Source organism: Nesterenkonia sandarakina (assembly GCF_014138825.1).
Taxonomy (GTDB): Bacteria; Actinomycetota; Actinomycetes; order Actinomycetales; family Micrococcaceae; genus Nesterenkonia; species Nesterenkonia sandarakina.
The window spans coordinates 605,863-627,051 of the sequence record NZ_JACJIH010000001.1 but is presented as its reverse complement, the minus strand read 5'-3'; the positions used below and the strand labels follow the sequence as shown (position 1 = coordinate 627,051).

Here is a 21,189-nt window from a genome sequence, read left to right as displayed (position 1 = left end):
GGGGGCATGGCTGATCGCTCGTAGAATGATCGGCATGACCTCGCCCTGCTGTGACCGCCGCCGTTTCCTGCATGCCTCGGCCCTGACCGTGGGCTCAGCTGGGCTGCTGAGCGCCTGCGGTGGGCCCGGGACCCCGGAGCCAGCCGCGCCCAGTCTCGCCGAGGGCGGCAGCTGGGTCGAGCTCTTGGATCTGGAGGACCTTGAGGTCGGTGCCAGCAGCGCCGAGGAGGTTCAGGAGACCCAGCTGCTGCTGCATCGCAGCGATGAGAGCACGGTGCATGCGTTCTCCGCGGTATGCAACCACCAGGGATGCGCGGTGGGCACCGAGCCGGATCGCTTCGCCTGCCCCTGCCACGGCTCGATCTTCAATCGTGAGACCGGCGCCGCCGAGGCCGGCCCGGCGCGCGAACCGCTGACCCGCTACCCCGCAGAGATCCGCGGCGAGGCCATCTGGGTGCAGGTCTAGTCACTGACCAGGGCGGCCGGCACGGTCTGGGTCGAGGTGCAGCTGGATCTTCGACGCTGGGACGTCGCCGCCGCGCACGGCGGCCTTGACCGCCTCGCGTGCCTTGCCCTGGTGCAGCGTGGTCAGCCGCATCACCGAGGCGTGCCCGGACTCATGGGGTTCGATCACCGGGTCCGAGAGCAGACCCAGGCCGCGCCACGCCAGCGTGGCCAGCACATCCCGGTGCACGGCGCCGATGTTGCGCTGCTCCGAGGCGCTGGGCTCCGCGCCCTTCAGCGGGTAGAGCAGACGCAGCTGGACCTGCGCCTCTTCGGGTGCCTCGCTGAAGCCGTCGGCACGGCACTGGGCGATGAAGCTCTCCAGCAGCTGCTCGGCGTCCTCGGCGCCAGCCTTCTCCGAGCTGAGCTTGCCATTGGCGCCCAACGCTCCATGGTGGACCACGAACTCACCGGCCGCTTCGTCATACCAGGCCTCGCGGTAGTTCCAGACCTGCTCGTCGCGGCGGTAGAGAGTGATCAAGGATCAGGCCTTTCGGGTGCGGAGACTGGGGATCTGACCGGTGGGAAACGTCTCACCGGGCAGCGGACGGGCGTAAGGCACCTTGGTGCCGAGCACCTGGCCGACGACGTCCTGGGTGATCTTCTGTGCGGTGAGCCCGACCCGGGCCAGCACCTCGCCACGGGTGCCGTGAGCCAGGAACTCCACCGGCAGCCCGACCTCGTTGAGGCCGGTGTCCACCCCGGCTTCGCGCATGCTCTGCCGGATGCGTGAGCCCACACCGCCGGCCTTGACCCCGTCTTCGATGCAGATCACGGTGCGGTGCCGGGCGGCGAGGGAGACCACGGAATCCGGCACGGGCAGCACCCAGCGCGGGTCCACCACGGTGGCGCTGATGCCCTGATCAGCAAGCCGCTGGGCGACGTCCAGGGAGAGCTCCGCCATGGTGCCCACCGAGACGATCAGCACGTCGTGGGCGTAGGGCTGCTCGGCCTCGGCGCCATGCTCCGCGTCCGCGGCGGTGCGCCAGAGCACGTCGACTCCGTCATGGAGGCGTTCCAGCGCGTCGATCTCTCCGTTGACCGAGCCCTTGGAGAAGCGCAGCACGGTCGGGGCGTCGTCCACGGCCACCGCCTCGCGCAGCTCTTCACGCAGCCGGGTGGAGTCGCGCGGCGCGGCGATCTGCAGGCCCGGGACGATCTGGAGCAGCGAGAGGTCCCACATGCCGTGATGGCTGGGACCGTCGGGCCCGGTGACCCCGGCCCGGTCCAGGACCACGGTGACTCCGGCCCGGTGCAGCGCCACGTCCATCAGCAGCTGGTCGAAGGCTCGGCTGAGGAAGGTCGCGTAGATCGCGACCACCGGGTGCAGCCCGCCGTAGGCGAGGCCCGCAGCGGAGGTCAGCGCGTGCTGCTCGGCGATGCCGACGTCGAAGACCCGCTCCGGGTGCTTCTGCGCGAAGCTGCGCAGCCCCACCGGGATCATCATCGCTCCGGTGAGCCCGACGATGTCTTCGCGCTCATCGGCGATGGCGGTGATCTCTTCTTCGAACACCGAGGTCCAGGAGCGTGCCCCGCCGCGGTGCACCGGCTCCCCGGTCTCTGGGTCGATGACCCCGACGGCGTGGAACTGGTCGTTCTCATCGGCGCGGGCCGGCGCATAGCCCTTGCCCTTCTCGGTGAGGGCATGCACGATCACCGGGCCGCCGTAGTTCTTCGCATCGGTGAGCGCCTCTTCCAGGGCGCGCTGGTCGTGGCCGTCCACCGGTCCGATGTACTTCATGCCGAGGTCCTCGAAGAGTCCCTGGGGGGCCCAGAAGTCCTTGGCGCCCTTCTTCGCGGCGTGCAGGCTGCGGTAGACCATCTGGCCCATCGGGCCGCCGTTCTGCAGCCGCTGCTTGGTGCCGTCCATGACGTTCTCATAGGTGCGGTGGGTGCGCACCTTGTCCAGGAAGTTCCTGCGCAGCCGGCCCAGCTGCTCGGCCAGCCCGCCGACCGTCGGCGCGTAGGAGCGGCCGTTGTCGTTGACCACGATGATCACGCGGCGGTCTTTGTCTGCGGCGATGTTGTTCAGCGCCTCCCAGGCCATGCCGCCGGTGAGGGCGCCGTCGCCGATCACCGGGACCACGCAGCGATCGGCCTCCCCGGCGAGCACCCGGGCCTTGGAGATGCCATCGGCCCAGGAGAGCGAGGAGGAGGCGTGGGAGGATTCCACGATGTCATGCACGGACTCGGCTCGATCCGGGTAGCCGGCGATGCCGCCGGTCTGGCGCAGCGTGGAGAAGTCTTGGCGACCGGTGACCAGCTTGTGCACGTAGGACTGGTGCCCGGTGTCGAAGATGATGGAGTCGCGCGGGGAGTCGAAGACCCGGTGGATCGCCAGGGTCAGTTCGACCACTCCGAGGTTGGGCCCCATGTGCCCACCGGTCTTGGAGACGTTCGCGATCAGGAACTCTCGGATCTCCGCCGACAGCCTCACCATCTGCTCGTCGCTGAGCTTGGACAGCTCCTGCGGAGACGTGATTGTCTGCAGAATACTCATTGATCCAGTCTACCTCTCGCGTCCCGGACGAATGGACCTTGACGCCGCTCAGGCACGAAGAGGGACGCCCGATCCGTGGATCGAGACGTCCCTCCTCGTTCTGCGGCGCTGACCCTGGGTCAGCCGCGCGGGCGCAGGCCGGTTACTTCTTCACCAGCGAACGCAGCACGTACTGCAGGATCCCGCCGTTGCGGTAGTAGTCCGCCTCACCGGGAGTGTCGATGCGCACCACGGCGTCGAAGCTGACCTCGGAGCCGTCCTGCTTGGTCGCGGTGACCTTGACGGTCTTCGGGGTGGTGCCGTTGTTCAGCTCGGTCACTCCGGAGATGGAGAAGGTCTCGAAGCCGTCCAGACCGAGGGTCTCGGCCGACTCGCCCTCGGGGAACTGCAGCGGCAGCACGCCCATCCCGATCAGGTTCGAGCGGTGGATCCGCTCGAAGGACTGGGTGATGACAGCGCGGACGCCGAGCAGGCTGGTGCCCTTGGCCGCCCAGTCACGGGAGGACCCGGAGCCGTACTCCTTGCCTCCGAGGACCACCAGCGGCACACCGGCCGCCTGGTAGTTCATGGCCGCGTCATAGACGGCGGCCTGCGGAGCGCCCTCCTGGGTGAAGTCGCGGGTGTAGCCGCCCTCCACGCCGTCGAGCAGCTCGTTCTTGATCCGGATGTTGGCGAAGGTGCCGCGGATCATGACCTCGTGGTTGCCGCGGCGGGAGCCGTAGGAGTTGAAGTCCTTGCGGGCCACGCCGTTCTCCAGCAGGTACCGACCGGCCGGGGTGTCGGACTTGAAGGAGCCCGCCGGGGAGATGTGGTCGGTGGTCACGGAGTCGCCGAGCTTCAGCAGCACCCGGGCACCTTCGATGTCGGTGACCGCGGAGGGCTCGAGATCCATGCCCTCGAAGTAGGGGGGCTTCCGCACGTAGGTGGAGTCCTCGTCCCAGGCGAAGGTGGAGCCCTCAGGGGTCTGCAGCTCCTGCCAGCGGTGATCGCCGTCGAAGACGGTGGCGTACTTGGAGGTGAACATCTCGGTGTCGATGGAGGCGTCGATGATCTTCTGCACCTCCACCGGGTCAGGCCAGATGTCAGCGAGGAAGATCGCCTTGCCGGACTCGTCGTGGCCCAGCGGCTCGTTCTCGAAGTCGAAGTCCATGGACCCGGCCAGGGCGTAGGCGACCACCAGCGGCGGGGAGGCCAGGTAGTTCATCTTCACATCCGGGTTGATCCGGCCTTCGAAGTTTCGGTTGCCCGAGAGCACCGAGGTCACGGCGAGGTCCTGCTCCTGGATCTTCTGGGAGATCTCCTCCTCCAGCGGACCCGAGTTGCCGATGCAGGTGGTGCAGCCGTAGCCGACCAGGTAGAAGCCGATCTTCTCCAGGTATTCGGTCAGGCCGGACTTCTCGTAATAGTCGGTGACCACCTTCGAGCCCGGCGCCAGCGAGGTCTTGACCCAGGGCTTGCTGGTCAGGCCCTTCTCGGAGGCGTTGCGCGCCAGCACGCCGGCGGCCATCATCACGTTGGGGTTCGAGGTGTTGGTGCAGGAGGTGATCGAGGCGATGGACACCGCGCCGTGATCCAGGTGGAACTCGCGTCCGTCCGGCATGCTGACCGGGGTCGGGTTCGAGGGGCGACCCTCCACCGGCTCCCCCGAGGTCTCGCGGGGCTTATCGGCCTCGGTCTGCTCGTCGGTCGCGTCGTGGGAGGGCGCGTCGGAGGCCGGGAAGGACTCTTCGGAGGCGTCGTCGACGGCGCCGTTGGTCACCGAGCCGCCCTCGGCGTAGTTGTGGATGTCCTTGCGGAACTGCTGCTTCGCGTCGGTGAGCTCGATGCGATCCTGCGGACGCTTCGGACCGGCGATCGAGGGGACCACGGTGGAGAGGTCCAGCTCGAGGAACTCCGAGAAGCGCAGCTCGCGGGAGGGGTCATGCCACATGCCCTGTTCCTTGGCGTAGGCCTCGACCAGCGCCAGCTGCTCCTCGGTGCGCCCGGTCAGGCGCAGGTAGTCCATGGTGACCTCATCGATCGGGAACATCGCCGCGGTGGAGCCGAACTCCGGGGACATGTTGCCGATGGTGGCGCGGTTGGCCAGCGGCACTGCCGCCACACCCTCGCCGTAGAACTCCACGAACTTGCCCACCACACCGTGCTCGCGCAGCATCTGGGTGATCGTGAGCACGACGTCGGTGGCGGTGGCGCCGGCCGGGATGGAGCCGCTGAGCTTGAAGCCGACCACGCGCGGGATGAGCATCGAGATGGGCTGGCCCAGCATGGCCGCCTCGGCCTCGATGCCGCCCACGCCCCAGCCGAGCACGCCCAGGCCGTTCTCCATGGTGGTGTGCGAGTCGGTGCCCACACAGGTGTCCGGGTAGGCGCGCAGCGCGCCGTCGACCTCGCGGGTCATCACGGTGCGGGCCAGGTTCTCGATGTTGACCTGGTGCACGATGCCCATGCCTGGAGGCACGACCTTGAAGTCATCGAACGCGGTCTGGCCCCAGCGCAGGAACTGGTAGCGCTCACCGTTGCGCTGGTACTCCATGTCCATGTTGCGTTCCATGGCGTCGGCGTTGCCGAAGGAATCGATCTGGACGGAGTGATCGATCACCATCTCGGCCGGTGCCAGCGGGTTGATCTGCTCGGGCTTGCCGCCGAGCTCCTTGACGGCCTCGCGCATGGTCGCCAGGTCCACCACGCAGGGCACGCCGGTGAAGTCCTGCATCAGGACCCGCCCCGGGGTGAACTGGATCTCCGTGTCGGGCTGGGCGTTCTCATCCCACTGCGCCAGGGCCTTGATGTGCTCGGCCGTGACGTTGGCACCGTCTTCGGTGCGCAGGAGATTCTCGAGCAGGACCTTCAGGCTGTAGGGAAGGGAGTCGTGTCCCTCCACAGTGTTGAGTCGGAAGATTTCGTAATCGGTGCCGTCGACGTTGAGGACGCCTTTGGCCCCATAGCTGTCCGCATTATTCACTCGGGACTCCTCTGTAGTTGCCAGTCGTGCCAGCCCGCGCAGCTGCGAAGCCGGGCTGATGGATCGGTGTTCAGTCTACTCTTTCAGATTTCTCCAGACGCCCGTCATAGGCCGCCTGGCGCGCCGTTCACCTGCGACGAGGCGCCCGGAAGAGCGCCACAGATTCCATGTGGTGGGTGTTCGGGTAGAGATCGAAGACCTCCAGGTCTGCCAGTTCCCAGCCCCGGCTCATCAGGGACTTGGCGTCCCGGGCGAAGGATGAGGGTTCGCAGGAGACGTAGAGGACCTCACGCGGGGCAGCGGCGTCGATCCCGGTGATGACACGTTCCCCCGCCCCGGTCCGCGGCGGGTCCAGCAGGATCAGATCACGCCGCGCAAGCCGGTCCAGGACGGACTCCACGGGCGCCTGGAGCACCTCGACCTGCGGGGACTCGGAGAACAGCTCGGCCGCACTGGCGCTGGATCCGGGGGCACCCTCGACGCTGAGCACCGATCCGGTGGGCCCGGCGAGGCCTGCCGCCCAGGCGGTGAACAGCCCGGCCCCGGCATAGAGGTCCGCGACCGCGGCGCCCTCGGGGACCTGGGCCATCTTGTGCGCCGCGCTGACCAGACAGCTCGGCGCGTTGCGGTGGATCTGCCAGAAGTCCTCGGGCCGGATCACCACCTCCGCAGGCACTCCGTCCCAGGCGCCCGCGCTGGGCCCGGGCTGCGGCAGCGGCTCAGTCACCGTCCGGGAACCGGCCACCACCTCGTAGCTGACCTGATCCGGGCGCGCGGGAGCGGGAAGGTCCTGCGCTCGGGCTCCGGGGCCGGAACGTCCGGCGCGGCCCCGACGGGCCGAGCCGCGGGCGCCGCCCCGGGCCCCGCTCGGCACCGGCTCCGGGTGCGAGGTGGCCAGCACGATGTTCGCGATCTCTGGGTTCCGAGCGTGCAGCTGGAGCAGCCGCTGGATCAGCGCCTCACGGTCGGGCTGGGGCAGCCCGGTGCGCTCATGCACCACCAGGGTGACCTGCGGCCCGGCGCCGGCTGCCACGGCGTCCACCCGGTCGGCCCCGGCGAAGCTGAACCCGAAGATGCCGCTCTCATGGATCGAGCCCACGGCCAGCGGCATCCCGCGCAGCTCGATGAGCTCGTTGGAGCGGTGCGGCTTCATGCTCAGCGACCCCTCGGCGCTGACCGCGAAGCTTGCCCGGGTGCGCCAGTGCAGCCCGTGGTACGGCCCGTCGGAGAGCACGTCTTGGACGTGGACCTCGCCGTCTCCGGAGGCCAGCGGGAGGCGCTGGTCATGGATCGAGAAGCCCCCGATGCGCTGCATGGTGTCCCGGAAGACCTGCCCCTTGAGGCGGCGCTGATGCTGGTCGGTGATGTGGCCGAACTCGGCTCCGCCCACCGGGAGCCGGTCGTTCTCATGGGCGCGCAGCGAATCGGCGAGCTTCCAGATGTGGCGTCGGCGGTAGTCGGAGGCACTGAGCACCTCGACGACGTCGGCCCGCCAGTACTTCGCCCCCGGCCCGCCCTCGGTCACCCTGGCCCGGACGGTCTCCCCGGGAATGGCGTGGCGAACGAAGACGACGCGACCCTCGTAGCGGGCGACACAATGTCCCCCATGGGCCATCGGGCCGATATCCAGCGTCAGGGTCTGCGTCATCGCGGAGTCACCGTCTCTTCTCTTGGTCGACCTGCTGCTCGGGATCGTCCTCGACCCCGGAGGTGGGCGTTGCTGCGGCGCGCGGGCTGGTGGTCTCCGCCGGCCGAGAGATCAACCATCCCACCCAGAGCGCGAGCGCGTAGAGCGGGATCCCCATCACCAGCCGGGCGGTCCCGAGACCGGCCACGTCGTCGGCCAGGTAGAGCGGAACCTGGATGATCAGGCGCAGTGCGGGCACCGCGAGCAGCAGCCAGGTGGCCAGTGCGTACTTGCGGCGGCGGACCGGGTCCTTGCGCCACTCCAGCCCCTCCCCGCGCACGATCCCGAAGAGCAGACCGAGGAACGGCCATCTCACCAGGATGGAGACCAGGAAGGCCAGCAGGTAGCCGGCGTTGATCAGGAAGCCCCAGGCGTAGAAGTCGCGGGCATCCCCGGTGCGGTAGGCGACCAGCGCGCAGATCAGGATCCCTGCCAGTCCCGCCAGCGACTGCACCAGCGATCCCTTCTGCACCAGGCGCACCAGCGCGAATCCCAGGCCGATCACCACCGAGATGATCAGGGCCGGGATCAGGTCCTCGGTGATCAGGAACGCGATCAGGAAGGCGGCGGCAGGCAGCGAGCTCTCCACGAGCCCGCGCACGCCGCCCACCGAGGCGAGCACATCCAGGGAGCCGTCCTCGGCAGTCCGCACCCGGGAGGCGGCGGCGGTGGAGAACTGCGCTGCGGGGTCCCGCACCGGGTCCCGCACGTCAGACGCGTCCGAGGTCGCGCCGGGGTTCACGCCCGAGCCCGCGCCGGGGTTCACGCCCGAGCCCGCGCCGGGGTTCACGCCCGAGTCCGCGCCGGAGCTCATGCCTGAGTCCGCGCCGGGGCCTTCGCCGCGCGGCGCGCGGGGCGCTCCCTGCGAGCCCTGGGAGTCAGCGGTCATCGCTCACCGGTGCCGCCGCGGGGTTCGGGCTGGGCGAATCGTCGCGGCGCTGGGCGCGGTTGCGCGGGACCACCACCCGCTTGGCTCCTTCGGGGGGCTGCAGTCGCAGCAGCTCCCGCGGAGGAAGGGGGTCATCGCCTCGGACGACCACGATCTTCGCGAACAGGTCCTCCACGGCACGGGCTGCGGAGGCGTCGATGGCGCCGCGACCTCCGACCACCCCGCGCAGGAACCAGCGCGGGCCTTCGAAGCCGATGAACCGCGCCACCCGCCAGCCCTTGCGGCCGTCCTTGAGCACGGTGGGCACGCGGGCCGCGAGCTCCGGTCCGAAGCGTCCGTCCACCCGCTTGACCTTGCCGCTCTGCTTGATGACCGAGTCTTCGATCTGCTCGAGCACCTCGTTCCAGGTGCCGCCGGACTTCGGGGCGGAGAACGGCTGGACCTGGATGCTCGCCTGGTCGACCATGATGGTCAGCGCCACCACGCGCTTGGTCTTCTGGTCGATGTCCAGGCGCACCTGCTGGTTCTTCGCCGAGGGGATCAGCAGCGCACCGAAGTCCAGGTAGCCCTTCTTGGAGTCCAGCTCGCGGGAGTCGCGGGGAACCGCCGTGGGGGTCGATTCGGTGACCGGCTGCGCCACGGAGGCCACGGCGGCGGTCTCGGGCACGACGTCGGGCGAGGCCGAGGCGCTCTGGGGTTGCGGCGAACCGGCTGCGGACACCTCGCGGGAGGCAGCGTTCGCCGAGGCTGTCTCCGCCGTGCCGGTGGTCTCTGAGCCGGTGGTGGCCGGGGATGTCTTGTCCGCGGTCGTGTCGGCGACGTCCGTCTCGGGCGCCGGTGTCGCGGGGGTCTTCTTCTTGCCGAAGAGCATGCCTGTCCTCCTGGTCGGTTGTGCTGGTCTATCGCCCGGTGGAGCCGAAGCCGCCTGCGCCCCGGTCACTGGTCTCGAGCTCATCCACCACCGTGAAGTCAGCCTGCTCCACCTTCTGCAGGAGCAGCTGAGCGATCCGGTCCCCACGGGAGAAGTGGACCGCCTCGTGGCGGTCTGTATTGAGCAGGCACACCTTGATCTCCCCACGATACCCAGCGTCCACCGTCCCGGGTGCATTGACCACCGTGATCCCGTGGCGCACCGCCAGACCGCTGCGCGGATGGACCAGTCCGACCCATCCCTGGGGCAGCGCCAGCGCGACCCCGGTCGGGACCAGTCGCCGTTCCCCGGGCTCGAGGGTGAACTCCTCCGCGGTCAACAGGTCCGCGCCGGCGTCACCGGGATGGGAGTAGCGCGGCACGTCGAGATCCGGGTCAAGCTGTTTCAGGGGGACTGAGATGCGATTCACAGCCCCGAGTCTACCGTCGGGTCGACTCGACTCCTCAGCCGGACATGCGACGATAGTGGCATGAGTGACGAGAGTGCCAAGAGTGCTGAAGCTTCCTCCCCCGACGCCGGGTCCGGTCCCGCCCCGATCTACCGGGAGAAGCTGTGGCCGGCCTGGTGGCTCTGGGTCGCCGGGGTCCTGCTGGGCGCGTCGATCTCGCTGATCTTCTTCCCGATCAGCGTCACCTTCGGGGTGCTCACGATGTTCATCGGCATCGGCCTGGTGATCCTCGGCCTGGTGCTCACCACCCCGACCCTTGAGGTCACGCCGGGCTGGCTGCGCGTGGGACGCGCACGCATCCAGACGGAGCATCTGGGACGCATCGTGGCCCACCGTGGGGATGCTGCGCGGGAGCAGCTGGGCCCGGGCTTCGACGCGAGCTCCTACCAGTGCATCCGCGGCTGGATCAATCCGGTTGTCACCGCACAGGTCATCGACCCCCGGGATGCCACCCCCTATTGGATCTTCTCCACCAGAAAGCCGAACGCCGTGCTCTCCGCGTTGGGCTCCGGGGAGCCCGTGCAGGAGCACGGCGTCAGTTTCGAGTGAACCTCAGGATTCCCTCGGGCCGTCACGGACCGAGGGAGTCCAGGTATGTCTGCTGCGAGATCAGCCTTCGCAGTCCTTGCAGAAGAACATGCCGTTCTCCTCGCGAGCCACCTGAGAGCGGTGACGCACCAGGAAGCAGGATGAGCAGGTGAACTCATCTGACTGCGCGGGCAGCACGCGAACCTGCAGCTCCTCCTCGGAGAGATCCGCTCCGGGGAGCTCAAACCCTTCAGCGGCCTCGGTCTCGTCCTCGTCAACGACGGAGGACTGGCGCGAGGTGTTCCGGTTCTTCAGCTCCTCGATCGAGTCTTCACTGGTTTCGTCGTCGTTCTTCCGCGGGGCGTCGTAATCGGTTGCCATAAGAGGTGCTCCACACTCCGAATTCTTGAGATCGAAGCGCTCGTTGACCGGCTTCTGAAGGAAGCTGATTGAGCGCGATTTCCCTGTGGCGTGGCCCCCTGCCGGTCCGGGCGGAGGCCCGGTCCGCAGAACACGTGGGAAATTCTGGTCGGACAGATTGTGTCCCATCCGGATCACAGGACCAAATCCTTCTCAGCCGTTGAGCCCAGGGCTGACACCGAGAGGCTTCGGACGCTGTCCGCGGCCGGGATATGGACCCAAAGAATGTCACGCGGTAAGGGTTGAGGCAATCCTTCCAGGAGTGGTTGAGCACCTCGAGAGTTTTTGATCCGGGCCGCGATACAGTGGCCGGAATACCCACCAGCTCGTTCTTCGGAGGAAGCCCAAATGCAGCACCTGCGCATCGTCGGGGTCAATGACGAGGAGAACGTGCCGCAGCTCATCCTCTCCGACGAGTCAGGGCACGAGTTCGCGCTGCCTGTGGATGAGGCGCTGCGGCACGCCGCGAACCGCACCCCGGTCCGTCCTGCAAGCTCCGGGGCCGCGAAGAGTCCGTTGACTCCGCGGGAGATCCAGGCACGGCTGCGTGCCGGGGCCACCGTGGAGCAGGTCGTGGCGGCCTCCGGCCTGACCACCGCTCACGTGGAGCGTTACGCCGGTCCGGTCCAGGCTGAGCGGGCGTACGTGGCGCAGCGCGCCCGGTCCGCCCAGGTGGCGCCGGCCTCGGCCGCCGAGGCGCACCGCGCCGCCTTCGGTGATGATCCCGCCACCCTCGAGGCCATGGTCTCGGTGCGGCTGCGCGCCATGGATGTGGAACTGGACACGCTGACCTGGGACTCCTGGCGTCGGGAGGACGGGCTGTGGCAGATCAGCTGCGCCTTCGACGTCGACTCCTCCGCCACCCATGGCGCCGGCATCGGACTGCGTCCGCCTGCGGAGTGGACCTTCCAGCCGGAGACCCTGCATCTGCGGGCGATCAACCGGTGGGCCGAGTCGCTCAGCGCCCTGACGGCGCCCTCTCCCTCCGACGCGCACCCCGGCACCGAGGCCCAGGGCTCCTCCGGCCGCAGGCGGCTCAGCGCCGTGGACTCTGTGTTCGATGTCGAGGACTCCACCGCGCGCGGGTCCGGCTCCGCGCCCTCGCAGCCTGGCACCTCCAGGCCTCGCCAGCCGGCTGCCGGGGCCCGCGGCGCGCGCACCCAGGCTCCGCGCGACGCCTCACCGAGCCGCACCGAGCAGCCGTCCCGCAGCGAGGGACGAGAACATGAGGACCTCCTTGACGTCCTGCGCGCCCGTCGCGGCCAGCGTCTGGGGGCCGACGCCGAGGCCGATGATCGGCTTGCGCTGATGCTCAACCGGCAGGACCCGCAGGACCGTGCCACGACCTCTGAAGCTGCCCAGCAGGACGAGGACGAGCACTCCACAGTCCCGCTTCCCCGGCTGCGACCGGTCCGCGACGCGCACCAGGGCAAGGACGACGCCGAGCTGGAGAACCCCGAGGCGGAGAATTCTGCGACCGGGAACTCCGAAGCCGGGAGCTCCAAGTCTGAGGACCTCGCGTCGGGAGGCTCCGATCCGGCCGCATCCTGGCCAGCCGAGTCAGGCGGCACCGCGTCGAAGCAGACGAACACCGAAGAGACCGGTCCCAACGATGGCCGGCTCGACGCCTGGGGATTCGCCTATGAGGGTGAGTCCGAGGAGCGCGGTGGTCCCGGAGAGCAGGCGCCCGCGGCGAAGGACGCGGAACCCGCTGAAGCTGAGTCCACCGTGGAGAAGCCGCGGAAGCGGGCTCCCGCGCGGCGTGCGAGCATGCCGAAGTGGGATGACATCCTCTTCGGTTCCAAGAACGACTGAACCCAGACGAGGCCTCCGCCGGGCTCAGAGCGCCGGCGCCGAATACGCTGAGCCTCGCGGCCATCTCCGCACTCGCGGTGCTCGGCGCCCGGTCCCGCCGCCACGCACCCGCGCCCCAGACCTACGCCGCGGCGCTTGCCTGGGGGCTGCTTGGGATCGCCGCCGAATCCAGGAGGCGCAGCCCGCTGCGGGCACTGACCGCGGCGGCCGGCGCGGCAACGATCTTGCGGTCGCGCTGCAGCTGATGCCACGCCTCGGCCGGCTCAGACCCGAGTCGCCTCCGGTCCTCAGCCGCCCAGACGCAGCAGCGGCACCCGGCGCTCAGCATCGGTCAGCGAGCCGTGCTGGCCGATCATGTCCATCGGTGCCAGTCCGACCCGGTCGCAGTGGTAGAGCGCGATGTCGCTGTGCGTGGCCACCAGCACGTCTCCGATCCGCGGTGAGACCCGGTCATCAACGGGCCCGAACCAGCCCGCGGTGCGGGCCTGTTCGCGGGTGAGCACCCAGGCACGGTCCCCGTACTCCTGCTCCCAGGCGGCGGCGATGCTCGCTGGGTCGGCGCCCGGCTCTGCATAGAGCTGCACCAGTCGCGGCTCACCCCCGGTGTGCCGGACACCCTCAAGCAGCTGCGCCTGGGCGGAGTAGTCCAGCCGGTTCTCCGGTGTGATGTCGACCATGCCGTGGTCTGCGGTCAGCAGCACCGAGACCTGATCCCCGTAGGAGCGGCGCAGCCCGGCGGTGAAACGCTCGGCCTCGGCGTCGAGGGTCTCCAGCATCTGCAGCCACTGCGGGGAGTCCACGCCGTAGCGGTGTCCGGTCTTATCCAGCTCGTCCACGTAGAGATACACCAGCTGGCGTGGCGCCGGCCCCTGACGGAGCGCGCCCCGGGCCGGGCGCTGCTGCTGGATCCACTCGGCGGTGAGGGCGAAGCGGGCGTCCATCCTGGCGGCTCCGCGGAAGTCACCGCCGCGCAGCACCGCCTGGGTGAGTCCGGAGTCCACGAACTTCGGCCGGGAGGCGGTGAGGACCTCTGCTCCGGCCTCGACGGCGCGCTGCAGCACCGAGGGACGCGGCTGCCACTGCTCCGGGTCCACCTCGGGGTCCCAGCCGCCGAGCATGTTCACGATCCGGTCCAGTTCCGGGGAGAGGATGTCGTAGCCGACCAGTCCATGCTCCCCGGGGGTGGTGCCGGTGCCCAGCGAGGCCAGGGAGGCCGCCGTCGTCGTCGGCACCCCGACGTCGAGGGTCTGCGCGCTGGAGCTGCGCCAGGCGGAGGCGAGGAAGCGCGCGTGGCCGGAGTAGCGGGCCAGCAGCGCATCTCCGAGCCCGTCGACCATCAGCACCACCGTGGTGACGGCCTCGGGCAGCTCCAGCCGGTTCTGGAAGCCATTGAGGCCCAGCGAGGCGGCGGCGGAGCTCAGCACGTGACGCAGGTGGGCGCCGTCGTAGTCCGGAGCCGGCGGCAGCGGGCGGGAGTTCGGGGTCATCTCGGCCAGCGGTTCAGCGCACGTGCCGGATGCAGGCCCGGCGCAGCGCGCGGACGAACCTGCGGGCCTCGTCCACGGCGGTGTCGCCCTCGGCGGTGGCCGCGATCCGCAGCGCGATGTCCTCGGGCACCCAGTTCCCGGTGTCCCCGTGATCGGCGACGCATTCCGGGTTCCCGCATTCGGCCGGGTAGGTGTCGAACCGGGCACCACCGGTCCAGGTCAGGTTCAGCGACACCTCGGCCAGTGACCTCTCCGGGGTGAAGTCCTCCGGGGTCCGGTGCACCTCGGAGAGGATCAGCGAGCGGATCCGACTCACCGGGACCACCTCGGTGGAGATCCGCGCCACGGTGTCGGCTCGGCGCGGGTGCGGGGAGTCGCCGTGGCCGAAGCCTGGCCCGTCGTCGGCCTCGAGGTCATGGTCATCGAGGTGCGCGACCACGACGATGTCATCGGCCAGGGCCAGCACGGTGATGTGCCGGTGCACCTCCTCCATGTCGAAGTGGGTGTCCACGTGCACGATCTGATGACTTGCCTCACGCTCGTCGAGCGCCTCATTCAGGGTGTGCAGCACCAGGGAGGGGTAGAAGCCTCCGCGCTCGACTGCATCCTTCAGGCTGGAGGTGGGAGCGGGGCCTCGTCGGTGCTCCCCGGGCCCATGCTGGCTGAACGTCATGGATTCCATGCTATCCGGTGGCGGGATTAGCAGGTGCGCTCCACATACGGGATACTTGTCCGGTGCCAGGAAACGCGACTTTTCACCACCGCAACGCCGCCCTCCTCTCCGTGACGGAGGTGCAGGCCCCGGAGGTCCTCACGTCAAAGGATCTGGACCGGCGTCTGGCGGATGCGCTCAAACGTCTGAAGCTGCCCACCGGGCTGCTGCACCGAGTGGCCGGGGTGAAGGCCCGGCGCAACTGGTCTAGACCAGGCGACGTCCGCGCCGGGACCGTGGAGGCCGGGCGCCGAGCCCTCGCCGCCGCCGGGATCGCCGCCGAAGACGTCTCGATGATGATCAACACCTCGGTCTCCCGGGAACACTTGGAGCCCTCGGTCGCGGTCGGGGTCCACCATGACCTCGGGCTTCCCAGCTCCGCGATGAACTTCGACATCACCAACGCCTGCCTGGGCTTCGTCAACGCGATCACCCTGGCCAGCTCGATGATCGACGCCGGACAGGCGAAGTACGTGCTGATCGTCAACGGTGAGGACGCCAAGAAGGTCCAGGATGCCACCGTGGAGCGGATCAACTCGCTGGAGAAGATGGCCTCCCGGGACGACTTCATGGCCGAGTTCGCCTCGCTCACCCTGGGCTGCGGCGCCGCCGCGGCGGTGATCGGTCCCGCCGATGAGCACCCGGAGGGCCACCGGATCGTCGGTGGAGTCACCCGGGCCGCGACCCAGCACCACGGGCTCTGCGTGGGTGACCACAACGGCATGTTCACCGACGCCCGCGGGCTGCTCGACGGCGGCCTGGAGCTGGTCATGGACGCCTTCAACGACGCCCGCGAGCACTTCGACTGGGACTCCATGGACTCCTACATCACCCACCAGGTCTCTCAGCTGCACACCTCCTCGATCGTGAAGGCCGCGAAGCTGGACAAGAAGCGGGTCCCGGTGACCTACCCGGAGCTGGGCAATGTGGGGCCGGCCTCGCTGCCGATCACGCTGGCCCGGGAGTCCGACCGGCTGCAGCCCGGCGATCGAGTGCTCTGCATGGGGGTCGGATCAGGACTGAACACCGCGATGCTGGAGATCCAATGGTGAACCTGCGCCCACGCTTCTCACCGGTCCCCGCGGCCTCCGCCCGGCTCCCCCGCGAGCACGCACCCGGGGCCAGCTTCCCCGACCTGGACCCGGCCTGGTCCCGGCTGGTCACCGCGAAGACCGACGACGGCGCCCGGACCTTCCACGTGCTGGACACCGGCCCGGCGCTGGCCGCCCGCGGGATCACGCCCACCGGCACGATACTGGCCGTGCACGGGAACCCCACCTGGTCCTACCTGTGGCGGAACGTGATCGCCGGGTCCCTGGAACGCGCCCGCAGCGGCGACGCCTGGCGGGTGATCGCTCCGGACCAGCTGGACATGGGATTCTCCGACCGGCTCTCCCACCCGGTCCCGCCGGCCCCCGACGCGCCCAGCTACCGCCGACTCTCGCAGCGGCTGGGAGACCTCGACGCGCTGATGGACGCTCTGGACGTGGACACCGGCTCCCGTCTGGTCACCCTGGGACACGACTGGGGCGGAATCATCTCCCTGGGCTGGGCGGTGCGCCAGCGCGGCCAGGTGGATGCCGCCATCACGCTGAACACCGCCGTGCACCATCCCACAGAGGATCAGGTTCCGGCGGCGCTGCGCGCGGCGATGGCCCCCGCGGTGCTGCCCGCGGCCACGCTGGCCAGCGAGGGGTTCCTCACCGTGACCCTGGGGCTGGCGGAGAACGCATTGTCCCCGGAGGTCCGTGAGGCCTACCGGGCGCCCTACACCACACGCAACGGACGCGGCGGCATCGGCGGCTTCGTCGCCGACATCCCCGCCGAGACCAGCCACGTCTCGCGCCCCGCACTGGACGAGGTCGCTTCGGGCCTGCGCGACTGGAACAAGCCCACGCTGCTGCTCTGGGGACCCAAGGACCCGGTGTTCCAGGATCGCTACCTCGCTGACCTGCAGTCCCGGGTCCCGCACGCCGACCTGCACCGCTTCGAAGGCACCGGGCACATGCTCGCCGAGGACCGCGACCTGAGCACGCCGATCTTCACCTGGCTCGATGACCAGTTCGGCGCCGGAGCCACCCGCTCCCGGCTGAGGTCCCCCGCACCCGCCGGGGACGTCCTGGGACTCCACGAGCGGCTCACCGAGCTGGCCCGCACCGAGCGCCGGCAGGACCCCGCCGTGGTGGACATGACCGCAGAGCCAGAGGCCTGGAGCAGCGCCGAGGACGCCGCCACCGGCGACCGCGCCCTGAGCTGGGCCGAGCTCGACGCCCAGGTGGACGCGCTGGCCGCAGGCCTGAGCGCCACCGGAGTCCGGCCCGGCGATCGGGTCTCGCTGCTGGTCCAGCCCGGCGCCTCGCTGACCGTGATCCTCTACGCCTGCCTGCGCCTGGGCGCGGTGGCGGTCGTCGCCGACGCCGGACTCGGAGTGCGCGGGATGACCCGCGCGGTCCGTGCGGCACGCCCGGACTGGGTGATCGGGGCCCTGCCGGGACTGACCCTGGCCCGCAGCCTGGGCTGGCCCGGGAAGCGGATCAGCACCCAGCGGCTCTCCGCCCGGCGCGCCGGGCTGCTCGGCACCGTGGCCTCGGTGGATGCGCTGCTGGACCGCCATGAAGGTGCCGCCCCGGATCAGGTGGACCTCCCCGCCGCGGAGGACCCGGCGGCGATCCTGTTCACCTCCGGCTCCACCGGACCGGCCAAGGGCGTGATGTACACCCACGGACGGCTCGGCGCGCTGGTCGCGCTGCTCATCGAGCAGTTCGACATTCGCCCCGGGGCCTCGCTGATCGCCGGCTTCGCGCCGTTCGCGCTGCTGGGACCGGCCATCGGCGCCACCTCGGTGACCCCGGACATGTCCGTGACGCGCCCGGCCACGCTCACCGCCCAGGCCGTGGCGGACGCCGCCCTGGCCGGGGAGGCCACCATGTTCTTCGGCTCCCCCGCGGCGCTGCGCAACGTCGTGGCCACCGCACCGGCGCTCAGCGCGCTGCAGCGCCGCGGACTCTCCGGGATCACACTCGTGCTCTCCGCCGGAGCCCCGGTGCACCCGGACCTGCTCAACGCGGTCCAGGAGATCTTCCCCCACGCGGAGATCCACACCCCCTACGGCATGACCGAAGGTCTGCTGCAGGCCGACATCGAGCGCCAGCAGGTGCTCGACGCGGTCGCCACCGATCAGTCGGGGGTCTGCGTTGGCACCCCGGTCGCCGGCGTCCGGTTCGCGCTGGCCCCGCTGGACGGGCTGGGACGCCCCTCCGAGGAGCTGCAGGAGCCCGGCGAGGCTGTGGGCGTGCTCGGCGAGATCGTCGTCTCCGCAGCGCACCTGAAGGCCGGCTATGACCGGCTCTGGCAGACCGAACGGGCCTCGAGACGAGACACCAAGGACGGGCTGATCTGGCACCGGACCAATGACATCGGACACTTCGACGCCGAGCACCGGCTCTGGATCGAGGGGCGGCTGCAGCATGTGCTCACCACCCCGAGCGGACCGCTGGGTCCGGGGTCCGTGGAGACCCCGGTCGACGCCCTCGAAGAGGTGGCCCGCAGCGCCGCGGTTCCGGTGGGGCCGCAGGGCACTCAGGCCGTCGTCGTGATCGTGGAGCCGGAGCCGGGGCGCAGCCTGCGCGCCGGGCGTTCCCCGGTGGCCGAGATCAGCTTCGCCGCCCGGGTCCGTGAGGCTGCCGGGGAGGTGCCCGTGGCCGCCGTGCTGGTGCTCGACGAGCTGCCCACCGATGTCCGGCACAACTCGAAGATCGACCGCACCGGGCTCGCGGCCTGGGCGGAGAAGGTCCTCGCCGGCGGAAAGGTCAAGGCGCCATGAGCCGACTCATCGAACCCGGCGCCAGTGTGCTGGTCACCGGAGCCTCCGGGCTGCTCGGTGGCAGTGTGGCCCAGCGGCTCAGCGACGAGGGCTACCAGGTCACGGTGCTCCAGCGCGGAGCCTCCGGGCTGACCGGTGTCCGCGAGGTGCGCGGCTCGCTGAGCGACCCCGGCGTCGTCGCCCGCGCCGCCGCCGGCCAGGACGCCGTGATCCACATGGCCGCCAAGGTCTCGGTCTCAGGACGGCATCAGGATTTCGTCGAGGTCAATGTGCGCGGCACCCAGCGGCTGCTCGACGCCGCAGTGGACGCCGGGGTCACCGACTTCCTGCATGTCTCCTCCCCCTCGGTGGCTCACGCCGGGGCCTCACTCATAGGCGCCGGCGCCGGCCCGGCGGACCCGGAGCACGCCGTGGGCAGCTACGCGCAGACCAAGGCCGAGGCCGAGCTGATCGCCGAAGCCCGCGGAGCCAGGGACCTCAACGTGCTGATCCTGCGTCCGCACCTGGTCTGGGGGCCCGGGGACGGGCAGCTGACCCGGCGGATCATCGACCGTGCCCGCTCCGGACGGATGCCGATCCTCGGCTCCGGGGCCGCGCTGGTGGACACGCTCTACATCGAGAACGCTGTGGACGCGTTCCTGGCGGGACTGCGCCGGCTGCCGCAGATCGCCGGGCAGCGGCTGGTGCTCACCAACGGTGAGCCGCGCCCGATCGGTGAGCTGATCACCGGGATCGCCGCCGCAGGCGGGGCCCCGGCGCCGCGGCTGCGGCTGGCCCCTGGGCTGGCCAAGGGGCTGGGCGCCGTCGTGGAACGCGCCTGGGCGCTCAGCGAGAAGCTCGCCGGCCCGCGCGCCGATGAGCCCCCGATGACGAAGTTCCTGGCCGAGCAGCTCTCCACGGCGCACTGGTTCGACCAGCGCGCCACCCAGCAGGCCCTGGACTGGACCCCGCGGATCAGCATGGACGAGGGACTCACCCTGCTGCGCGACCACATCCGCAGCACCGGCAAGGTCTGACCCTACCCTCCCCTCCCCTTTCCTTTCCCACCCTGGGCAGTTGAGTTCTCCGGCACCTACGGTGCTGCCGGAGAACTCAACTGCCCAGGGTGGGGGGCGGTTCTGCACAGTTTCGCGGTCTCCCTGTGCGTCCGGTCTGTCCGCCGGCACTGTGGAGGCATGACACTCCCCGATCTCGACACCCCCTCACCGATCCAGCTGATCCGCTCCGCCTGGCAGCCGGATGACCTGCACAGCGCGACCAGGCTCTCCGCGCTGGTGGCCGCGGCCCAGCTGCTCCGGGTGCGTCGCGGCATCTACATCGACGCCGCCACGTGGGTGCGGTCCCCGCCGTGGGTCCGCGCGCAGATCGCCGTCGCCGCGATGGCGCACCGGCTGCCGAACTCGCTGTTCTGCCGCGACTCCGCGCTGCTGCTGCATGGTCTGCCGCTGATCACCCCGCCGCCGCACGTGACCCTGCGCACCCAGGACCCCAGCCTGGTCGGGATCGGTCGGCGCGAATCGATGACCGGATCCGCAAGCGCCGAGAGCTGGCTCGCCGCGTACTCCACAAGATCCCAGGAAGAGCCGACGACGGCGGTTCTGCTCAACGTGCCGACCCGGCGCTTCGAGACGGTGCTTCCGCGGGGGATGACGCGCGGCAGCGCCCGGGAGTCCCAGCGGCGCGGGAGCCTCCGCACCCCGCAGGTGCGGCTTCCGGCCTCGGCGCTGAGCGTGGTGACCGGACCGGAGTCCGGGTACTGGGTGGAGCCGGTCGAGATCGCCCTGCCCGACGCCGTCTCACGCCTGCCCTTCCCTGAGGCCGTGGCCGTGTTGGATGCCTTCCTCGCGCAGTCCGCTCTCGGGGGCCTGCTGAAACCGCCGGAGTCCTCAGGTGAGCTGTCAGACTGGGGGGACGGCTTCCTCACGCACCGACTGAACCGGCGTTGGAGGGCGGCGGTCGGCTTCGCCGATGCTCGTGCCGAGTCCCCCGCGGAGTCCGTCTCGCGCGCGCTGATCCATCAGCTGGGCTTCGCGACGCCGGCGCTGCAGGTATGGATCGCCACGGACATCGGCGATGAACGCGTGGATTTCGAATGGGTTCTCCAGGCCAGCTCCCGTTCCGGGGCGTCGCAGCCGCGTCGGATCGTCGGGGAGTTCGACGGGCGCGGGAAGTACTTCGACGAAGCGCTGCTGCAGGGTCGCTCCGCCAAGGAGGTGCACTATGCGGAGAAGCTGCGCGAGGATGCGCTCCGCCGCACCGGGCGCGACGTGGTGCGCTGGAGGTGGTCTGACCTGGCCCGTCCCGAGATCCTGGCGGCGAGGCTCGCCCTGGCCGGGGTGCCGCGGGCTCGCGAGGGGACTCGCCCCGCCGTCGTCGTGGGAGCCGCTCACAGCGCTCCTGCGCTCCCCTGCCCCAACCCCCGTCCTGACCCCCGCCCCGACCCCCGTGGTTGAGTTCTCCGGTCCCAACGTCTGGACCGGAGA

The 21,189-nt window shown here is 70.0% G+C and carries 17 protein-coding genes; 7 read left to right on the top strand and 10 right to left on the bottom strand.

The window, feature by feature from the left end; translation table 11 throughout:
• The first annotated feature begins 34 nt into the window (after positions 1 to 34).
• The gene (locus tag HNR24_RS02835; RefSeq protein ID WP_182494960.1) at positions 35 to 466 is read left to right on the top strand and encodes a QcrA and Rieske domain-containing protein; all 432 of its coding nucleotides are present in this window, start codon (positions 35 to 37) and stop codon (positions 464 to 466) included.
• Here HNR24_RS02835 and HNR24_RS02830 read toward each other — a convergent pair whose 3' ends face one another.
• From HNR24_RS02830 to dut, 7 genes are all read right to left on the bottom strand, one after another.
• The gene (locus tag HNR24_RS02830; protein ID WP_058889129.1) at positions 467 to 985 is read right to left on the bottom strand and encodes a hypothetical protein; all 519 of its coding nucleotides are present in this window, start codon (positions 983 to 985) and stop codon (positions 467 to 469) included.
• A 3-nt stretch (positions 986 to 988) separates the two neighbouring features.
• Positions 989 to 3,004, bottom strand: coding sequence for a 1-deoxy-D-xylulose-5-phosphate synthase (gene dxs, locus HNR24_RS02825; protein ID WP_182494959.1), 2,016 nt, complete (start codon positions 3,002 to 3,004; stop codon positions 989 to 991).
• A gap of 142 nt (positions 3,005 to 3,146) precedes the next feature.
• Positions 3,147 to 5,966 carry an aconitate hydratase gene (locus HNR24_RS02820; protein ID WP_058889127.1) on the bottom strand — a complete coding sequence of 940 codons (2,820 nt, stop codon included), beginning with the start codon at positions 5,964 to 5,966 and terminating at the stop codon, positions 3,147 to 3,149.
• Positions 5,967 to 6,093: 127 nt separating this feature from the next.
• Positions 6,094 to 7,614: a class I SAM-dependent RNA methyltransferase gene (locus tag HNR24_RS02815; protein WP_182494958.1), complete on the bottom strand. Its 1,521-nt coding sequence runs from the start codon at positions 7,612 to 7,614 to the stop codon at positions 6,094 to 6,096.
• A 7-nt stretch (positions 7,615 to 7,621) separates the two neighbouring features.
• Positions 7,622 to 8,542, bottom strand: a complete 921-nt coding sequence (locus HNR24_RS02810) for a DUF3159 domain-containing protein (protein WP_259392389.1) — start codon at positions 8,540 to 8,542, stop codon at positions 7,622 to 7,624.
• Complete coding sequence (locus HNR24_RS02805; protein WP_182494957.1) at positions 8,532 to 9,413, bottom strand: DUF3710 domain-containing protein; 882 nt, start codon at positions 9,411 to 9,413, stop codon at positions 8,532 to 8,534. Before HNR24_RS02805 ends, HNR24_RS02810 begins: the two co-directional genes overlap by 11 nt.
• 28 nt (positions 9,414 to 9,441) lie before the next feature.
• On the bottom strand, positions 9,442 to 9,882 hold the full coding sequence (dut, locus tag HNR24_RS02800) for a dUTP diphosphatase (protein ID WP_058889124.1): 441 nt from the start codon (positions 9,880 to 9,882) through the stop codon (positions 9,442 to 9,444).
• 60 nt (positions 9,883 to 9,942) lie between these two features.
• Between dut and HNR24_RS02795 the strand changes: the two genes are divergently transcribed.
• Positions 9,943 to 10,470 carry a DUF3093 domain-containing protein gene (locus HNR24_RS02795; RefSeq protein WP_058889123.1) on the top strand — a complete coding sequence of 176 codons (528 nt, stop codon included), beginning with the start codon at positions 9,943 to 9,945 and terminating at the stop codon, positions 10,468 to 10,470.
• 60 nt (positions 10,471 to 10,530) lie between these two features.
• Here the strand turns inward: HNR24_RS02795 and HNR24_RS02790 are convergent, their stop codons facing one another.
• Positions 10,531 to 10,830, bottom strand: coding sequence for a DUF4193 domain-containing protein (locus tag HNR24_RS02790; RefSeq protein WP_182494956.1), 300 nt, complete (start codon positions 10,828 to 10,830; stop codon positions 10,531 to 10,533).
• A gap of 387 nt (positions 10,831 to 11,217) precedes the next feature.
• Here HNR24_RS02790 and sepH point away from each other — a divergent pair, with 387 nt between their 5' ends.
• On the top strand, positions 11,218 to 12,684 hold the full coding sequence (gene sepH, locus HNR24_RS02785; RefSeq protein ID WP_182494955.1) for a septation protein SepH: 1,467 nt from the start codon (positions 11,218 to 11,220) through the stop codon (positions 12,682 to 12,684).
• Between the two features lie 287 nt (positions 12,685 to 12,971).
• Here sepH and HNR24_RS02780 read toward each other — a convergent pair whose 3' ends face one another.
• Entirely contained in the window at positions 12,972 to 14,171 is a 1,200-nt protein-coding gene (locus HNR24_RS02780) for an alkaline phosphatase family protein (protein ID WP_182494954.1), read from the bottom strand.
• Positions 14,172 to 14,184: 13 nt separating this feature from the next.
• Entirely contained in the window at positions 14,185 to 14,844 is a 660-nt protein-coding gene (locus tag HNR24_RS02775; protein ID WP_182494953.1) for a DUF5998 family protein, read from the bottom strand.
• Positions 14,845 to 14,906: 62 nt separating this feature from the next.
• On the opposite strand from HNR24_RS02775, the gene HNR24_RS02770 reads away from it, so the two are divergent.
• From HNR24_RS02770 to HNR24_RS02755, 4 genes are all read left to right on the top strand, one after another.
• Positions 14,907 to 15,935: a 3-oxoacyl-ACP synthase III gene (locus HNR24_RS02770; protein WP_058889118.1), complete on the top strand. Its 1,029-nt coding sequence runs from the start codon at positions 14,907 to 14,909 to the stop codon at positions 15,933 to 15,935.
• Positions 15,929 to 18,706, top strand: a complete 2,778-nt coding sequence (locus HNR24_RS02765; RefSeq protein WP_182494952.1) for an alpha/beta fold hydrolase — start codon at positions 15,929 to 15,931, stop codon at positions 18,704 to 18,706. Before HNR24_RS02770 ends, HNR24_RS02765 begins: the two co-directional genes overlap by 7 nt.
• Positions 18,703 to 19,722 carry an NAD-dependent epimerase/dehydratase family protein gene (locus tag HNR24_RS02760; protein ID WP_182494951.1) on the top strand — a complete coding sequence of 340 codons (1,020 nt, stop codon included), beginning with the start codon at positions 18,703 to 18,705 and terminating at the stop codon, positions 19,720 to 19,722. The genes HNR24_RS02765 and HNR24_RS02760 overlap by 4 nt, the downstream gene beginning before the upstream one ends.
• Before the next feature lie 159 nt (positions 19,723 to 19,881).
• Entirely contained in the window at positions 19,882 to 21,159 is a 1,278-nt protein-coding gene (locus HNR24_RS02755; RefSeq protein ID WP_182494950.1) for a hypothetical protein, read from the top strand.
• Positions 21,160 to 21,189: the final 30 nt, after the last annotated feature.

Coding starts and splice junctions, on each gene's coding strand:
- HNR24_RS02835 (WP_182494960.1), top strand. CDS start 35: ATGACCTCGCCCTGCTGTGACCGCCGCCGTTTCCTGCATGCCTCGGCC.
- dxs (WP_182494959.1), bottom strand. CDS start 3,004: ATGAGTATTCTGCAGACAATCACGTCTCCGCAGGAGCTGTCCAAGCTC.
- HNR24_RS02815 (WP_182494958.1), bottom strand. CDS start 7,614: ATGACGCAGACCCTGACGCTGGATATCGGCCCGATGGCCCATGGGGGA.
- HNR24_RS02810 (WP_259392389.1), bottom strand. CDS start 8,542: ATGACCGCTGACTCCCAGGGCTCGCAGGGAGCGCCCCGCGCGCCGCGC.
- HNR24_RS02805 (WP_182494957.1), bottom strand. CDS start 9,413: ATGCTCTTCGGCAAGAAGAAGACCCCCGCGACACCGGCGCCCGAGACG.
- HNR24_RS02795 (WP_058889123.1), top strand. CDS start 9,943: ATGAGTGACGAGAGTGCCAAGAGTGCTGAAGCTTCCTCCCCCGACGCC.
- HNR24_RS02790 (WP_182494956.1), bottom strand. CDS start 10,830: ATGGCAACCGATTACGACGCCCCGCGGAAGAACGACGACGAAACCAGT.
- sepH (WP_182494955.1), top strand. CDS start 11,218: ATGCAGCACCTGCGCATCGTCGGGGTCAATGACGAGGAGAACGTGCCG.
- HNR24_RS02780 (WP_182494954.1), bottom strand. CDS start 14,171: ATGACCCCGAACTCCCGCCCGCTGCCGCCGGCTCCGGACTACGACGGC.
- HNR24_RS02775 (WP_182494953.1), bottom strand. CDS start 14,844: ATGACGTTCAGCCAGCATGGGCCCGGGGAGCACCGACGAGGCCCCGCT.
- HNR24_RS02765 (WP_182494952.1), top strand. CDS start 15,929: ATGGTGAACCTGCGCCCACGCTTCTCACCGGTCCCCGCGGCCTCCGCC.
- HNR24_RS02760 (WP_182494951.1), top strand. CDS start 18,703: ATGAGCCGACTCATCGAACCCGGCGCCAGTGTGCTGGTCACCGGAGCC.
- HNR24_RS02755 (WP_182494950.1), top strand. CDS start 19,882: ATGACACTCCCCGATCTCGACACCCCCTCACCGATCCAGCTGATCCGC.